Annotated in this window: 12 protein-coding genes; 4 read left to right on the top strand and 8 right to left on the bottom strand. The window is 56.7% G+C overall.

Annotated elements, in window-relative coordinates; translation table 11 throughout:
* Positions 1-209: 209 nt before the first annotated feature.
* Positions 210-1,061 carry an AraC family transcriptional regulator gene (locus NYE26_RS09040; protein ID WP_339255199.1) on the bottom strand — a complete coding sequence of 284 codons (852 nt, stop codon included), beginning with the start codon at positions 1,059-1,061 and terminating at the stop codon, positions 210-212.
* Between the two features lie 157 nt (positions 1,062-1,218).
* Here NYE26_RS09040 and NYE26_RS09035 point away from each other — a divergent pair, with 157 nt between their 5' ends.
* A complete protein-coding gene (locus tag NYE26_RS09035) occupies positions 1,219-3,153 on the top strand; it encodes an acyltransferase (RefSeq protein WP_339255197.1) in 1,935 nt (644 codons plus the stop codon).
* Positions 3,154-3,732: 579 nt separating this feature from the next.
* Here the strand turns inward: NYE26_RS09035 and NYE26_RS09030 are convergent.
* Positions 3,733-3,939, bottom strand: coding sequence for a hypothetical protein (locus NYE26_RS09030; RefSeq protein WP_209874521.1), 207 nt, complete (start codon positions 3,937-3,939; stop codon positions 3,733-3,735).
* Positions 3,940-3,958: 19 nt separating this feature from the next.
* Positions 3,959-4,732, bottom strand: a complete 774-nt coding sequence (locus tag NYE26_RS09025; RefSeq protein WP_339255193.1) for an ATP-dependent Clp protease proteolytic subunit — start codon at positions 4,730-4,732, stop codon at positions 3,959-3,961.
* On the opposite strand from NYE26_RS09025, the gene NYE26_RS09020 reads away from it, so the two are divergent.
* Together NYE26_RS09020 and NYE26_RS09015 are read left to right on the top strand one after the other, a co-directional pair.
* Complete coding sequence (locus tag NYE26_RS09020; protein WP_339255191.1) at positions 4,715-5,485, top strand: RNA polymerase sigma factor; 771 nt, start codon at positions 4,715-4,717, stop codon at positions 5,483-5,485. The genes NYE26_RS09025 and NYE26_RS09020 overlap by 18 nt on opposite strands.
* 51 nt (positions 5,486-5,536) lie before the next feature.
* Positions 5,537-6,436 carry an NAD-dependent epimerase/dehydratase family protein gene (locus NYE26_RS09015; protein WP_339255189.1) on the top strand — a complete coding sequence of 300 codons (900 nt, stop codon included), beginning with the start codon at positions 5,537-5,539 and terminating at the stop codon, positions 6,434-6,436.
* On the opposite strand, the gene NYE26_RS09010 is transcribed toward NYE26_RS09015, so the two are convergent.
* Positions 6,416-8,467 (bottom strand): methyl-accepting chemotaxis protein, encoded by a 2,052-nt coding sequence (locus NYE26_RS09010; RefSeq protein WP_339255187.1) that lies wholly within the window; start codon positions 8,465-8,467, stop codon positions 6,416-6,418. The genes NYE26_RS09015 and NYE26_RS09010 overlap by 21 nt on opposite strands.
* A gap of 277 nt (positions 8,468-8,744) precedes the next feature.
* On the opposite strand from NYE26_RS09010, the gene NYE26_RS09005 reads away from it, so the two are divergent.
* On the top strand, positions 8,745-9,314 hold the full coding sequence (locus tag NYE26_RS09005) for a YdeI/OmpD-associated family protein (protein ID WP_339255185.1): 570 nt from the start codon (positions 8,745-8,747) through the stop codon (positions 9,312-9,314).
* A gap of 640 nt (positions 9,315-9,954) precedes the next feature.
* Here the strand turns inward: NYE26_RS09005 and NYE26_RS09000 are convergent.
* Genes NYE26_RS09000 through NYE26_RS08985 form a run of 4 tightly spaced genes read right to left on the bottom strand, consistent with a single transcriptional unit; the run spans position 9,955 to position 15,362 of the window.
* Complete coding sequence (locus tag NYE26_RS09000; protein ID WP_339255183.1) at positions 9,955-11,130, bottom strand: amidohydrolase family protein; 1,176 nt, start codon at positions 11,128-11,130, stop codon at positions 9,955-9,957.
* Positions 11,127-11,906 (bottom strand): glucosamine-6-phosphate deaminase, encoded by a 780-nt coding sequence (locus NYE26_RS08995; protein ID WP_209874542.1) that lies wholly within the window; start codon positions 11,904-11,906, stop codon positions 11,127-11,129. The genes NYE26_RS09000 and NYE26_RS08995 overlap by 4 nt, the downstream gene beginning before the upstream one ends.
* Positions 11,900-13,543 carry a helix-turn-helix domain-containing protein gene (locus tag NYE26_RS08990; RefSeq protein WP_339255180.1) on the bottom strand — a complete coding sequence of 548 codons (1,644 nt, stop codon included), beginning with the start codon at positions 13,541-13,543 and terminating at the stop codon, positions 11,900-11,902. Before NYE26_RS08990 ends, NYE26_RS08995 begins: the two co-directional genes overlap by 7 nt.
* Positions 13,536-15,362 (bottom strand): histidine kinase, encoded by a 1,827-nt coding sequence (locus NYE26_RS08985; RefSeq protein WP_339255178.1) that lies wholly within the window; start codon positions 15,360-15,362, stop codon positions 13,536-13,538. The genes NYE26_RS08990 and NYE26_RS08985 overlap by 8 nt, the downstream gene beginning before the upstream one ends.
* Between the last annotated feature and the right edge of the window lie 105 nt (positions 15,363-15,467).

Raw genomic sequence — 15,467 nt, 5'->3', positions numbered from 1 at the left:
TGTTGTTCAACTTTTTTATTTCAAATTTAAGCAAGGCCAGCCGGACAAAAGTGCAAATGAGTCACATTATAATAACTTACCCGTTTTTCGCTGCCGTTAACTGATCATTGTAAAGGCCGCCCAGTGTGGACTACTCTGATCTGGTCCATCCGTTTATTATGCGTAACCCTCTCTATCCCATACCTCTGTCGTGCCTAGCCGTTGCGGGATTAGCGGGACCTCATCACAGACGGCGGCTGTCCGCTGAGCTGCTTGAAGGCTTTGCTGAAATGAAACTCATCGCTGTATCCGCAGGCGGCAGCAATTTCCTTCAGGGTTAGCCTGGTATACAGCAGTTGCTTCTTCGCATGTTCATAGCGAATTTCACTTAAATACCCTTTGGGACTCTTGTGCAGATATTGCTGAAAAAGACTGCGCACATACGAGGAGGATATGCCGTAGCGCACCGCCAGCTCATGGATCTGCAAGGGTTCACTGTAGCGCCGCTCAAGCTCCTCCTTCATCCGTAAGAACAGTTCATAGCCCTGCCCCCGGTCAGGATTACCGCTATCCTTAGCCTGAAATAATTCGTACAAAAGCTCATAGAGCAGCGCCTGAGTCTTAAGCTGGCTTCCGGGATTACCCGGAACAAAATCGCCGGCAATCTGGCGGAACAGCTGACTCAGCTGTCTGCCTGGCTCCCTCCCCGGCTTCAGGTGGAACGGCAAAGGCAGTGCATGAAGCGGCTCCACCCTCCCCTGATTATCCGCTGAAGGAGACAACGTATACAACGACAGCAGGATCATGGTGATCCTCAGTGGCTCCCCGCCTCCGCTGCTCATCTCCATGGACAGGCCCGGCCGCAGATAGAACAGCATGTCCGGCGACACCGGATGCTCCTCTGTGTCTGTGCGGAAAACTCCTTCCCCTTCCTGAATCCAGTACAGGCTGTGCACATGTATATTCTGACGGATATCCTTCCAGTGCGGGAAGGTGGTCTTGTCATGAATCCAGTGGATATCCATCACCAGATTCTGCGGAATCTCCTCCATGTATAGCTCCTCCGTTTCTCGGTTTGCCATTTACCAGAGATGGAATCAATCAGGAATGGGATCAACCAGAGATTAATACTGAAGCGTTTTTGACATGCCAATTCTGTTCATTATACCATGCCACTCCCCTGCATTCATTGCTACACTTAGCACATTAACGGCTGGAATGATGAAGGAGAGATACCAGATGACTGAAACCCTGTCCACCCAAGCACAAGCCCTGGATTACATGCCTTGGATTGGCTTGTCCGAACAAGAACGGCTTCAGCAGGACCGCTACCAGCAGCAGCTTGCTGCGGATTATCCCTGCACCTTCGGAGAAGCCTGCTTCGTCTCGCCGCAAGCCATCGTGCTGCCGGATCAGCTGGCGCTCGGCGACCGGAGCTACATTGCAGGAGGTGCGATTATCCGCAGCACACGGCTGGTCACAGGCAGCGACTGCTCTATGAACAGCTATAGCATATTGTCAGGCGATATTACCATGGGGAATGGCGTGCGGATCGCTTCCCATGCAAGTCTATACGGCTTCAATCACGGCTACGCCGTGACGGATGTTCCGGTCTTCCGCCAGCCTTTGACAGTCAAGGGCATTGTCATAGGAGATGATGTGTGGATCGGGGCTAATGCCGTGATTCTTGACGGGGTGCGGATCGGCTCGCACAGCATTGTTGCGGCGGGGGCGGTAGTAACCCGCGATGTGCCGGCGTACAGCATTGTCGGCGGCAATCCGGCCAAGCTGATCCGCAGCCGGCTGGCCGGGGAGGCAGCTGCAACGGCTGAGCCCACCAAGGACAAGGAGGAGTCAGTGATGAAGATGAAGGATGGAATGGGAATTGAGGAGGCTAATTTGGGGGGAGAATCTGGGCAGAGGGAGGAAGGAAGGAAGGGGCTGGGGAAAAACGGTGAGCGGTTGGAGACAGGCGTTGAGCTGTTCGGCGAGGGCGTTGAGCCAGCGGGAGATCGCAGTGAGCGGTCGGACGATGACGTTGTGCGGTTGAGCGATGGTACAAGGCGGTTAGGCGATGCCGCAGGACTGACTGGTGGAGTTGCCCCCGCTTTTAAGACACTTTATAGCCAGTTGGCAGACTTCAGCAGGCAGGTGCAGGAGCAGATAACTCCCCTGCTGGAGTTCTACTCCGAAACAATAGAGGGAGAGAAGCTGTTCCGGGACCGGCCGGGAGCAGGGCGGACCGTACGGGCGTATTGCGATGCTGTGGAGTTTGCTGCAATGTTTGACAGTCTGCCGCCTGGCTGGACAAAGGAAGAGCTGATCGCCACATTAGAGCAGTTCCAGGATAGCCAGACCGGATTATTGCCCGACCCATGGTCGCCGCCCGGACCGGAGGATCAGCCGGAGCGGTTAGCCGATCATCTCTCGCGTTATCATCTACTCGCTGTAGGGTACGCACTTGAGGCGTTAGGTTCTGCTCTGCCCCATCCCGTTGCTGTTGCCGAGAATATGGATACTGCTACACTGTATCATCAACTTAATAGTCTGCCATGGGCGGACAATGCCTGGGGCGCTGGCGACTGGATCGACTGCTATGCTACCGGCCTGTATCACAATCTGAAGTCCTTCGGCTCCGGCAAGCGCCCGGATGATCTGTTCGGCTGGTTGGCGACGCATTGCCGCCGGGACTCCGGGCTGTGGGGTCTGCCTACTTCGAAGGAGGGCTGGCTGCAGCCGGTGAACGGCTTTTACCGGCTTACCCGCGCTACCTACGCCCAGTTCGGTCTGCCCCTGCCGTACCCGGAGCGCAGCATCGATACCGTGCTGGCTCACAGCCGGGACCGCCGCTTCTTCCGCCTAGACGCGCTCAATGCCTGCAACGTGCTGGATGTCGTCCACCCGCTCTGGCTCTGCCAGAAGCAGAGTGATTACCGGCAGGCGGAGATCCGCGCTTGGGCGGAGAAGCTGCTCGGCGAAGTGCTACCCTTCTGGGTTCCTGGACGCGGCTTCGCCTTCCAGCTGTCCCGGCAGCAGGAGACCGGTCTGCAAGGCACGGAGATGTGGCTAAGCATTATCTATCTGTTGGCGGACCTGTGCGGGTTAAGCTCAGCCCTGGGCTACTCCCCGAAGGGAGTACACCGCCTGGAGCCTGCCTTCACGTTATCCGTATAAGCTGGACTGGCGTCCTCAAGGCGGCCAGAACTTACGTCCATAAGTGGAAACGGCTTTATCGTGCTTTTAAAGGGCGGTGCCGTTTCAGTGAGAAGTAGAAGGTCGCGTGCCACCACAATGTATGCTGTTTTTCGCATACATTCGGGTCATACGCCTGCGTGCGAGCACAATGTATGCTGTTTTTCGCATACATTCGGGCCATACGCCTGCGTGCTACCACAATGTATGCTGTTTTTGGCATACATTCGGGTCATGCGACTGCGTGCGAGCACAATGTATGCTGTTTTTCGCATACATTCGGGTCATACGCCTGCGTGCGAGCACAATGTATGCTGTTTTTCACATACATTCGGGCCATACGCCTGCGTGCCACCACAATGTATGCTGTTTTTGGCATACATTTGGGCCATATGCAGACTCTACGAATCATTCGAAGAACGCTTATCCATACCTCTACACCTGCCTTATCCTCAGCAGACGGATACTATAATTTCCTATACAAGCGCAAAAACCCCGTCGTCTCCGCTCGTTCTGAGCAGGGATGACGGGGTTTTGTACGCTTTTACCTGCAGCTCCCGGTTATTGCCCGAAGCCGACGCGCGGACGCTCGCGCTCCTTGGTCTGCAGCTCTACCGCCCGGATCGAGGTAATGGGAATGTAGAGGGTCTGATACTCCGTACTGTATTTCACGAACCGATCATCCAGTTCCTCCAGTACGCCTCCCCTAACACTTGTACCATCCAAAAAATGAATATGAACTTCCTGTCCCTTCAGCGCTTCCAGCATGCTCTTCCTCTCCTTCGTCTCACAGATGGGTGATGATCGTGTCAATAATTCCGTATTCCAGGGCCTCCTCAGCCGACATGAAATAATCCCGGTCCATATCCTTCTCCACCTTCTCCGGCGGCTGGCCGGTCCGCTGCGCCGTGATCCCGACTATCTTCTCACGGATCTGAAGAATACGTCTGGCGCTGATGGCAATATCGCTGGCCTGCCCCTGCGCCCCGCCATGCGGCTGATGGATCATAATCTCGCTGTTCGGCAGGGCCGACCGTTTGCCGGTAGCGCCTGACAACAGCAGTAGAGAAGCAAATGAAGCAGCAAAACCGGTGCAGATCGTGTTGACTTGAGGTTTAATTACCTGCATCGTATCATAAATACCAAAGCCTGCGGTAGTCGAACCTCCCGGGCTGTTAATGAACATCTGAATATCCTTCTCCGGCTCATCCGCCGCGAGGAACAGCAACTGGGCAATAATGCTGTTAGCCAGCCCGTCATCGATTGCCGCACCCACGAATACAATCCGGTCCTTCAGCAGCCGGGAATAGATGTCGTAGGAACGCTCTCCTCTAGCCGTCTGTTCAATCACATAGGGTATTACACTCATTCTGGTGTGCCTCCTCTGATCTGTCTTAGTGTGGATACCCTGTAAACGGTCAGCCCGCGCGAAAAGATACGGAAGGCGGAAGAGTTGCGGAAATAACGGGAGTGCGTATCTTTTACATTGTGCCGTTCGTTTATATAATAGAAGCAACACAACCCATCGAAGGAGAGGGCCACTATGACGATGCTTGAACATCACCGGATACCGGATACAATAGCTATGGATACAAGACATCTGCAGGAGCTGGGAAAAACGCTGCAGCGCTACTGCCTGTCGCTCACCCGCTCCCGCTTCGACGCCGACGATCTGGCGCAGGAGACCTGGGCCAAAGCGCTGGGCTACTGCAAATTCACCATCAGCCCCAATCCCGAAGCCCTGCTGCTGCGGATTGCCAAGAATACCTGGATTGACGCCTCCCGCCGCCAGGGGTCGCTCATCCGTGCCATGGAAAGGTCTGGAGTGTCATCCGATCCAGCTTCTGCGGCGGCAGCCCTAGAGGAGCTGACCGAGATGGAGCTGACCTTTCAGGCGCTGCTCGCCCATCTCTCGCCGCCGCAGCGGACCGCCTGGGTCCTCCGCGATGTGCTGGGGTATTCAGCCGCCGAGTCCGCCGGACTCTTGGCAACCACGGAAGGCGCGGTCAAAGCTGCGCTGCACCGTGCACGCCAGGCCTTGAGCAAGGTCCGGGAGGAGCTGATCCAGTATGAAGGCCCCGCGCTTCCGCAGGATGCCGATTACCGGGGGTATTTGCGGGCTCTAGCTGAGGCTTATGAGCAAGGGCGGATTCCAGTATTGCTGGAGCTGCTCCGCCAGGAGAACGCCGGGGAGGTAACCGCTGCTGTAAGCACGTTTACGGTTCAGTCCTTGTATTCCATGTATACAGACAACGCGAGATACGCCTATACCCATGGAGCGCCTGCATACGGTGAGCTTCGGATGGCTGCATAATACGGATGAATGGAGCAGTAGCTCTGACTATAGCTTAGGAGAGGTGATCCCATGAAGAAGGTGCTTGTGCTTGGAGGGACGAGATTTTTCGGCAAAAGGCTGGTGGAGCTGCTGCTCCAGGACCAGGACAGCGAGGTCACCATTCTGACCCGGGGCCTAACAGAGGATTCCTTCGGTGAGCGTGTCACCCGGCTGGCCGCGGACCGGACGGATGAAGCGGCGCTTGAGCAGGCTGTCGGGGACACTGTATGGGATATCGTCTACGATAACATTTGCTACACGCCGGATGAGGCGGCGGCGGCTGTGCGGATCTGGGCGGGGCGGGCCAAGCGGTATATCCTGACTTCCAGCTTATCCGTGTACGATCCGCAGCAAGAGGCGCTGGCTGAAACGGACTTCGATCCCTGGCATTATCCGCTGAAGTCTGGCGGGAAGACGGATATCAGTTACCAGGAAGGCAAAAGACAAGCCGAAGCCGTTCTGCTCCAGACAGCCGATTTCCCGGTGGCTGCGGTACGTTTTCCGATTGTGCTGGGCACGGATGATTATACGCGCCGGTTGCATTTTCACATCGAGCATGTTCTGGCGGGAAGGCCGGTTGGCATCCCTAATCCGCAGGCGGAGATCTCGTTCATCCGTTCGGATGAAGCGGCTGATTTCCTGCATTGGCTGGGCCGGGAAGGCTCAGCCGTCACGGGACCGGTGAACGCCTGCTCGGATGGCACCCTGACCATCGGCGGAGTGATCTCCATCATCGAGCAGATCACCGGAAGAGCGGCTGTCGTCCAGAGGGAGGCGGCGGAAGCGGACCAATCGCCTTTTGGCATCGGTGCATCGTGGTTCATGGATACGGCAAAAGCCCGCAGAGCGGGCTTCAGCTTCCTGTCCTTATCCGAGTGGTTCCCGGAGCTGGTCTCTTCGCTGACCCATTCACTTCGCCAGGACCAGTAGCTCCTCCTCCAGCTCTTTGGAGATCTCTTTATCAGGTTCGTTAACAAGCGTACTCAGGCCGGGCGCAGGCTTATCTTGCACCGGTATTCCTGCAGGCAGGGGCTGGTGAATTCCGGCTTCTGCCCTTTTTGCTGTCTGTTCCGTCTGCTTCGTATGCATCTCCCGCTGTAGCTTGGGCTGGATTTCCCCGGCAGTCTCCGCTTCCTGCTGCTCTTCCGATTTCTGCACCATCCCGCGAACCTTTGGAGCTGCATGTGCTGAACTTGGATCTGAACCCGGGTCCGAATCTGGGTCTGGCTCTAGCTCAGACGCTGCTCCCAGCTCGAATCCGGCCTCAGCAGTCTCCGATATTTTGAACACATTGATCTCCCGGAACAGCCGCTGCGAGATTTCATTAATCTCCCCGGCCTGCCTGGCGATGTCCCCGATGGCCTGATCCTGCTGGGTGCTGGAGGCGTTCACCTCCTGAACTCCGGCCGCCGTCTGCTCAGCTACAGCCGCAACAGAATGTACAGATTCGGCAAGCCGCGAATTGAGGGTACGCGTCTGTTCCACCTTGTGGTGAATTTGCCCGATCTGTATGCTGATGCCTGTAATCGATTCGTCGATAGCGGCGAAGGAAGCCAGGGTCTGTTCCACCTGATGGTCCTGCTGCTCCAGACGGTCCCGGGTCTCCATCATATGTCCCTGGAAATCCGCCATACCGGCCCCAAGCTCCTGAATAATCCTGCTGATAAGTACCGAGGAGTCATTCGTCTGTATGGACAACTGCCGCACTTCATCGGCAATCACGGCGAAGCCTTTGCCTGCTGCCCCCGCCCTGGCAGCTTCAATCGCTGCGTTCAGTGAGAGTATATTCGTCTGCTTCGAGATTTCGGTGATCGAATGGGTAATACGCGAGATATCCTTGGACTGGCTCACCAGCTTGTCCAGCGCCCCGTAGACCTTGCTGATGGACACCCGGGAATCCTGGGAGCTCTGACGCAGCGCCGTAACGGTCTCCGAGCCCTGCTGCCTGTTCCGGTTAGCGGCTTCACTCGTAGTCAGCATGACATCCGTATAATCGGTAATCTCCTGAACCCCGCAGGCCAGCTCCTCCAGCAGCTGTGAGCTCTGCTCCGACTGGACAGCCTGCTGGTCTGCTCCAAGCGAAATCTCCTGGATGGTTCTGACAATATTCTGGTTCGTATGCGCTGTAACGGCCGAAGACCCCTGAAAAGATTGCGCGTAATCGGCAAGCGAGCCTGCCGCTGACAAGGTCTGCCGCAGCATCCCCTGTACCCTGCTGACCATATGGTCGAAATGATGGCTCAGTTGTCCCAGCTCATCATTGTACGGGGAGTTAATCTGCTGCCGCAAATCGCCCTCCGCGATCTGTCTGAGCGCCGCCTGCAGCTTGCGCACCGGTGACAGGAACGAGCGGATCAGCAGCCAGGCGAGCACCAGCATGAACAGGGATACTGCGATCGCAGCGTACGTCACGATGGATACCGTATCATCCAGCAGGGCGAAGGAGACCCCCTGGGCCTGATCAGCATTGGCAGCAGCAGCGGTGTACAGCTCACCGTTAGTCTTCAGCATGTCCTGATTCAGCGCAAGCGCCTTCGTATGTATACCATCGATTTTCTCCAAAACACTTAGCGGGTCAAGGGTCTCGTCCGACATTGTGGTTACCAGTTCCTTCGTCAGAGCGCTGTATTCTGCGGCCTGGGCAGACAGCAGCTTATAGCTCGCAGAAGCAGGCGTACCCAGCCCAAAATTTACCTTGGCCAGCTCCGTGGACAGCTGCTGCTGCTTCTCCTTCAAGGGCTCTGCCTGCTCCAGGTCACTGGATTCCGCCAAGGAAGTCTCCGCACGGTTCAGCTCCTGCAGCTGCTGGGTGATGGTTGAGACCGTAATTCTATTCTCCATTTCGCTCTTCTGCCGTTCCATGGATCGCTCGACCTGCTTGATTTTATGTCCCTGGTACACAGCCACGCCCAGAAAAATAAGTGTAATCGCCGAGAAACTCAAGATCAGCTTCCATTTCATCGAAAAGTGCAGCCGCTTCCCCTTCAAAAGTATCATCCCTTCATATCAAGCCTGATTATGCAATAGGTATATTATGCTAATAACCTCATTGTAAAAGCCGGATATTAATTACTCTCTCAAGTTGTGTATGCGCAGCGTAAAGAATGTGTTGCGAAAGTGTTAACAAAGCGGCAAAATTTAAGGAATTAGGAGAAGTTGCATAATGTGCAGGATTTCGATCGGGCAGAGGGCAGACAGAGAGCCGGAAGCAGAAGACAGAAGGGAATGAACCATATCTATGAGTAGCGAAAATAGACTTGAAGCTGCAACGAGAGAAGATTTGAGAAAGTGGCTGTTGGTGAACAGTACGACGGAGGGGTGTTGCTGGGTAGAGGTCAGTCTGAAGCCACTCCCGGGGACAATACTGTATCTGGACGCCGTGGAAGAAGCGCTGTGCTTCGGCTGGATTGACGGGGTGAAGAAGGTGAACGCTGAAGGCAAGCTGATGCAACGGCTGTCTCCACGCAGCAAACGGAGTTCATGGACTGAGCTGAATAAGGAACGTGTCCGAAGGCTGGAGAAGCTGGGGCTGATGCGCGACGAGGGACGGCGATGCCTGCCGGATATGGATGTCGGAGCTTTTCGAATCGATCCCTTGATTGAACAGAGATTGAAGGAGGACGAGCAGGTGTATCGCCATTTTCTGGCCTTTCCGGCGCTGTATCAGCGGGTGCGGATCGACACCATTCAGAGCTATATCCGCCAGCCGGAGCTGTTCCAACGTAGATTGGACAAATTCATAGAGAACACCAGAGTTAACAAAATGTACGGCCAGTGGCATGACAACGGGCGTCTGCTTGATTATTAGTTCTGCTGTACTCCTATAGCGTTCTGGAGGGATTCCGCAAACGGTACGGGTAGATGTAGATGTGCGACTTGAAAGTATGCGATTTGAAAGTAACTGGGGTTTACTTCTAGACGATACGGAATTAGTTGGACAAATGCAGCTTAATCTGGCTCAGTTGGAGCGTTCGCGGAAATTAATTGGATTTATGACATTTATTCTTGTGCAAACTCCCTCTAAGGCTCTGATGCCAGCATATTAAGTGCCTTTTTTCCAACTACGATTGGGTGTGGTCCCTTCCGCCCCTGAACAAGTGCCTAAAATCCAACTGTTCCCTGAGGGAGGGGCTGAGGTTGACGGTGAGGCTGGTGCTGAGGCTAATGCAGATACATTTGTAGATGCTGATGCAGCTGCTGGTCCAGGCCCTGGCGCAGACGTTGACGCAAGTGTGATATAGTGCGGGTGCTAGTGTGAGTGTATACGGAAAACCGAATACATTTACTATTAATGTTACTGGCGTGGAGCAGACGCTGGCGCAACAGCCATCCCCTTGCTCAGCCCATGCCACCCCCGCCCTCTGCAATCGTTCAACTTGAGCGATTCACTTCCAAATCATAACAGGCCCCCGTAACCGGGGGCCTGTGCTCACCTTACCGCCGCTCACTCACTCCCGGCGGTACACCCAGCCGCCGGCCTGGCACAGCGCCGTCAGTGCAAGCCCGCCGCCACCCGGCCCGGTACGGCGGATCAACGCCAGATCCGCCGGCGCTCCGGCCGCCAGGCCCGCGGCCGCAGGCAGGGCCATGAAGCCTGCCGGATGCACGGACGCCATGTCCCAGGCGTCCGGCAGGCTGGCCAGGCCCGCGGCGCTAAGGCGCGCGATGTGGCGCAGCAGCATCTGCGCCGAACCCGCCAGCAGCCCGGGCTCGCCGGCGAGATGCAGCCGGCCCGCCGGGGTCAGCACGACACGGCCGCCGACCGGCGTGTCGTAGCTGCCGGGCGCAAGCCCGGCGAGGGCAACGGCATCGCTGACCAGCAGCGCCCGCCGGCCCTTGACCTTCATCGCCACCTTCAGCACCTCATCCGGGAGGTGGAAGCCGTCGGCGATCAATGTGCACCACAGCTCATCTGCGGCGAGCTGGGCCCACAGATAGTTCGGATGGCGCGGCAGCATAGCATGGGCGCCATTGCCCAGATGCGTGGACAGCCGCGCTCCGGCGGCAACCGCCCCGGCAATCTGCGCAGCATCCGCTGACGTATGCCCGATGGAGACCGTCACTCCCCGCCGTACGCAGTGGCGGATGAATTCCGCGCTCCCCTCCCATTCGGGGGACAGCGTCACAATGGAGATTCGCCCGCCTGAAGCCTCCTGCCACTGGTCGAACAAGGCCGTATCCGGCGGACGGATATGCTCCAGCGCATGTGCCCCGCGCGGCCCGTCCTCCGGCGAGAGAAACGGGCCTTCCAGATGGATGCCCTTGATCGTCGCAGCGCTGGCCTCATCCTCTTCACAGGCCCGGGCAATCGCCCGCATCGCTCCGAGAATCGTATACGGAGCGCCGGTAATTACAGTCGGGTAGAAGCCGGTCACCCCCTCCCGCCACACCGCGCGGACCGCCTTCTTGACATCCTCTGCCCCCAGTGCCGGATGATTGAAATCATATCCGCCATAGCCGTTAATCTGCAGATCCACCAGGCCCGGCGCAACAATTGGAAGCCCCTCCCGTTCCTCCAGCGGCAGCTCCCGTATGCCCAAGGCTTCAATGGCAGCAATCGCCCCATCCTCCACGTGAACCCGAACGGGTTCGCCTGTCCGGTAATGCAGTGCGTCAATGTTCATGAGAAGACCGCCCCGAAGGAGTCGGTGTCCACGAACATCCGGCAATCCCCGTGCTCCCGCAGGATGGTCGACGGACATGCCGTGGAGATGGATTCATGCAGTGTGCGGGTAACCGCACCGCGCTTGGAAGCGCCCGGCACCATGCAGAACAGCCATTGCGCAGACAGCAGGACCGGAATCGTCAACGTTAAGGCCTGCTGCGGCACTTCCGCCAGGCTGGGGAAGCACCCGTCATTCACCTGCTGGTTCCGGCAGACCTCATCCAGTACTACCAGCTTCACAGGAAGCGGGTCATTGAAATCTGCCACGGGCGGATCATTGAAGGCCAGGTGACCATTCTCCCCGATGCCAAGGCAGACGATATCGATCGGCGCTTCCGCCAGCAGCCGTCCGTAACGCTTGCATTCGGCTTCCGGGCTGGCGGCAGGGTTCAGATAATGGACCGTTCCCGGCCGTACCTTGCCAAACAGCGCCTCCCGGAGGAAGCTGCCGAAGCTCTGCGGAGAGCCTGCCGGCAGGCCGATATATTCATCCATATGGAACGCGGTAATCCGGCTCCAGTCCAGATCCGGCGCAGCGGCAAGCTCAGCAAGAAATTCATTCTGGGAGGGTGCAGCGGCGAACACGATCCGCACCTGTGCCTTGGAGGCCAGCAGCGCCCGGATGGCCGCCGCTGCTTCACGCCCGGCAGCAGCTCCGAGCTGCGAGCGGTTCTTGTATACGCGGACAAGCATAGCGCCCGACAGTTCCGTATGAATCGGTTTGATGCTCAGCATGGGTATTGCCTCCTTGTGCCTAATGTCTGTGCAGACCGGCTGCCTTCCTCCCCCCGGAACTCTCCGGGCGTAGTGCCTGTATGCAGCTTGAAGAGCTTCGTGAAATAGCTTTTATTCTCATATCCCAGCTGCTCCGCTACCTGCTCCACACTTTGCGGAGACTGGTCCAGCCATTCTTTAGCTTGCTCCATTTTGGTATGGGTGACATAGTGGATGAAGCTCATTCCGGTTTCTTTTTTGAACAGGCGGCTGAAATAGCTCGAATTCAAATGCGTGTATTCCGCCACCTCCTCCAGGGTGATTTTGCGGTTCAGATGGCGGTCTACATACTGCTTCACCTTCTTGATCTCATCCCGGCGGGTCTCCTGGTACATCTCCCGGATCACCGGCAGGCGTTCGCTGAAGAACTGCTGAGACCATTCCTCCAGATGATCAATATGATCAATGGCCGTCAGGGTATCATGCAGAACCTCCAGGGAAAAGGTGGACTGGTATTGCTGGCGGGCCATCAGACGCATCTGGTTATCGTAGAGCAGCTTGAGCATCCACTCCTTCACCTGGCGCGGCGCATACCGTCTGGCACGGATGGTATCCATCCATTTCGACAGCAAGGCCGCAAGCCTGTCCGCCGCTTCCTCCAGGAAGGCCTCACGGATCTCCTGCGCCGCTTCGGCATAATGGAGAAACAGATCCTCCTCCGTGAACGGCGGAAGCGTCTTCAGGCCGTTCAGCTCTCCCGGCTTCAGATAGAAGGCATATTCGCGGCCTTGGCTAAGCAGATCAATAATACCCTCCCGGAAATGCCCGCCGCCCGCCGGTATACATAAATATTGAAAGGAAGCCGTAACTCCCGGCAGCGCTTGAATGGCGGAACGAAGCCTGCCCAGCATGGAGATATGGCCTGAGTCCGCTCCATTGCCCATACCGCCGCTGAAGACCAGCACACAGTCGCGGCCGCTGTAAGGCAGGCACACGGCAGCGGTATCCTCCTGCCGCACGGCTTCGGCGGCGGATTCCACCCATGACATTAGTGCAAGCTCCTCCGCTTCATTCTCACCGGCGTTGCCGCTGATCCGGCAGAGCACGGCTACATGGGCCGTGAGATCCGGCATAATTCCCAGCTCGGCGGCGTCTGCCCGCCATTCGCTGTCCGGCAGCTCGCGGGCAGCGATTCTCCGCAGCACACTTTGCTTCAGCAACACCTTCTGATGCTCGGCCATGCTTTTCCACTTCAGCGTTTGGGCTTTGTCCGCATCCCTGCGGCGCAGATCCTCGCCCAGCTCCCGCAGCAGCCCGGTAATCAGCTCGCGGCTGATCATCTCCTTCAGGATATAGTCGCTCACCATCAGCTTCACCGCCTGCTGGGCATATGTGAAATCATCCATGCAGGACAACACCACCACACGCAGCTCTTCGCTGCGCAGCTTCAGCTCGCGGATCAGCTCCAGACCATCCATATAGGGCATGCCAATATCCGTAATGACAATATCGGGCATATCGGCCTGTGCTTTCTCCAGGGCAACCAGACCATTCTTGCAGGCCGAATGCAGCGTTAATCCAAGCTCGTCCCAAGGAATCATTGCCGAGAGAAAGTCCAGTACCGGCTGATCATCATCCACCAGCATTACGCTATACATCGCTTCCACGCTCCCTTTCATAGCCTTGATCCGGAATCTCTTCAGGCAGCACGAACCGGAAGGTCGTCCCTTGTCCGGGCAGGCTGTCAATCGTGATCTGGAAGGCTGCACCGTAAGTCAGATACAGCCGCTCATAGACATTGGACATGCCGATATGGGCCAATCTGCTGGACGGCATCGCTTCCTTCTCCTGCCATTCAGAGCTTAACTCGGCGCGCAGGCGGTCCAGGGTCACCTCATCCATCCCCTGTCCGTTGTCTTCGATCTCGATGAGCAGCCGGTGATCCTGCGTCCGGGTCCGGATCAGAATACGTCCGCTCTCCTGATGCAGACCATGAATGTAGGCATTCTCGATGACCGGCTGCAGCAGGAACCGGGGGATCTTCACGCCAAGGCTCTCCGAAGTACAGTCTGTATCCAGCGACACCTCCTCGGACTGGCGGAAATTCAGCAGCTCCACATAACTCCTGACAATATGCAGCTCATCATGCAGGGTGGTGTACTCGTCCCGCTGCTGAATGGTCATCCGCAGCAGCCGGGAGAGCGAGAACAGCAGCTCCGCATTCTCCTCATCGCCCCGCATCATGATGCGCAGGCGGATCGAATTCAGAATATTGAACAGGAAATGGGGATTGATTTGCGATTGCAGCATGGCCAGCTCGGCCTTGCGCTTCTGCGCCTGCTCCACCTTGATCTGGATAATCATCCGCTCCACCCGGTCCAGCATATGGTCGAAGGACTTGCCCAGCCGTCCGATCTCGTCATAGCCGCGGACGCCTGAGCGGATGCCCAGCTCTCCTCTGTCCACCCGTGCTGCCACCTGATCCAGCCGGATCACCGGCTTCGTGAACTGCCGGACCAGCAGAACCAGAATCAGCAGGAAAAAAGCGCCTGATACGATCTGCACGGCACTGCTCCAGCGGTGGGTGGCACTGATCTGGCTCACGGCCTCACGGTATGGCGACAGGCTGACAATCCGGTAATTCCCGTAAGGAATCTCCAGGCTGCTCAGCAGATATTGCTCGCCCCGGTAATCCATAAACCCGGAACCTTCTGAATGCTTCACAGCATCCATAAGCGCGAACGGCCGGCCCAGCCGGGTCTTGTCCCTGGCGGCAAGAACGGTTCCGTCAGGCGCAATCAGCAGCGTCTCCTGGCCCTGCCGGTTGTCATTAAAAATCTGGCTGATCCGGCTCTCGGCGATGCTGATGATCAAGGTAGCATAGGTTGAATTGGAGGACAGCTTGAGATTCCTGGCAATGGTCAGCACCTGCGGGCTGCTTGGGGCAGCGGTCGGAATATAGTTGGCAAGCACACCCGCCCAATACAGCTCGAAGGCAGGCTGCTGGCGGGCTTGTTCCATCCAGGGCTGCTTCAGCAGTGCGCCGATATCCAGCTTGGCGTAAGCATAGTTTGAATAATATTGTCCATCTGAGGTGAGGACGGTGACGAACGTTTTTTCCATCATGGAAGTGACGCTGTTCAGCTTGTCCGTAACCTCTTTGAAATCGAGAATGTGCTTGGCGGTATCAGGCTCGTGCAGCTTATTGCGCTGCCAGTTTTCTTTGAGAATAAGAGTGATGCCGGGGTCGAACTGGATATAATTCGCCACCAGCACCATATTGCTGAGAAGGTTAGAGATATATAGGCTCTCCTGCTCCAGCGAACGGCGTTCATTCTGAATCACCTGGGAGCGGAGGATATGCTCGGTGTAGGAATTGGAGATATACAAGGTAATAGAGGCGGGAAGCAGCAGACAGAGCAGAGAAGCGACGAGCAGCTTATTGCGAAAACCGAGTCTCCATCCTCTAGGCAGCAATGGCAATCCTCCTTCACAATCAGACTATCGTTTTCTATGCCTCTATCATATCAGCTTTCCGCCTCCAGCAGCTCATTTCAATCTATTATTCCGGGTAAAAAAGGG

It is taken from the genome of Paenibacillus sp. FSL P2-0136, from assembly GCF_037975325.1.
GTDB lineage: Bacteria > Bacillota > Bacilli > Paenibacillales > Paenibacillaceae > Paenibacillus_AQ > Paenibacillus_AQ silagei.
This window is presented reverse-complemented; position numbering and strand designations above follow the sequence as displayed.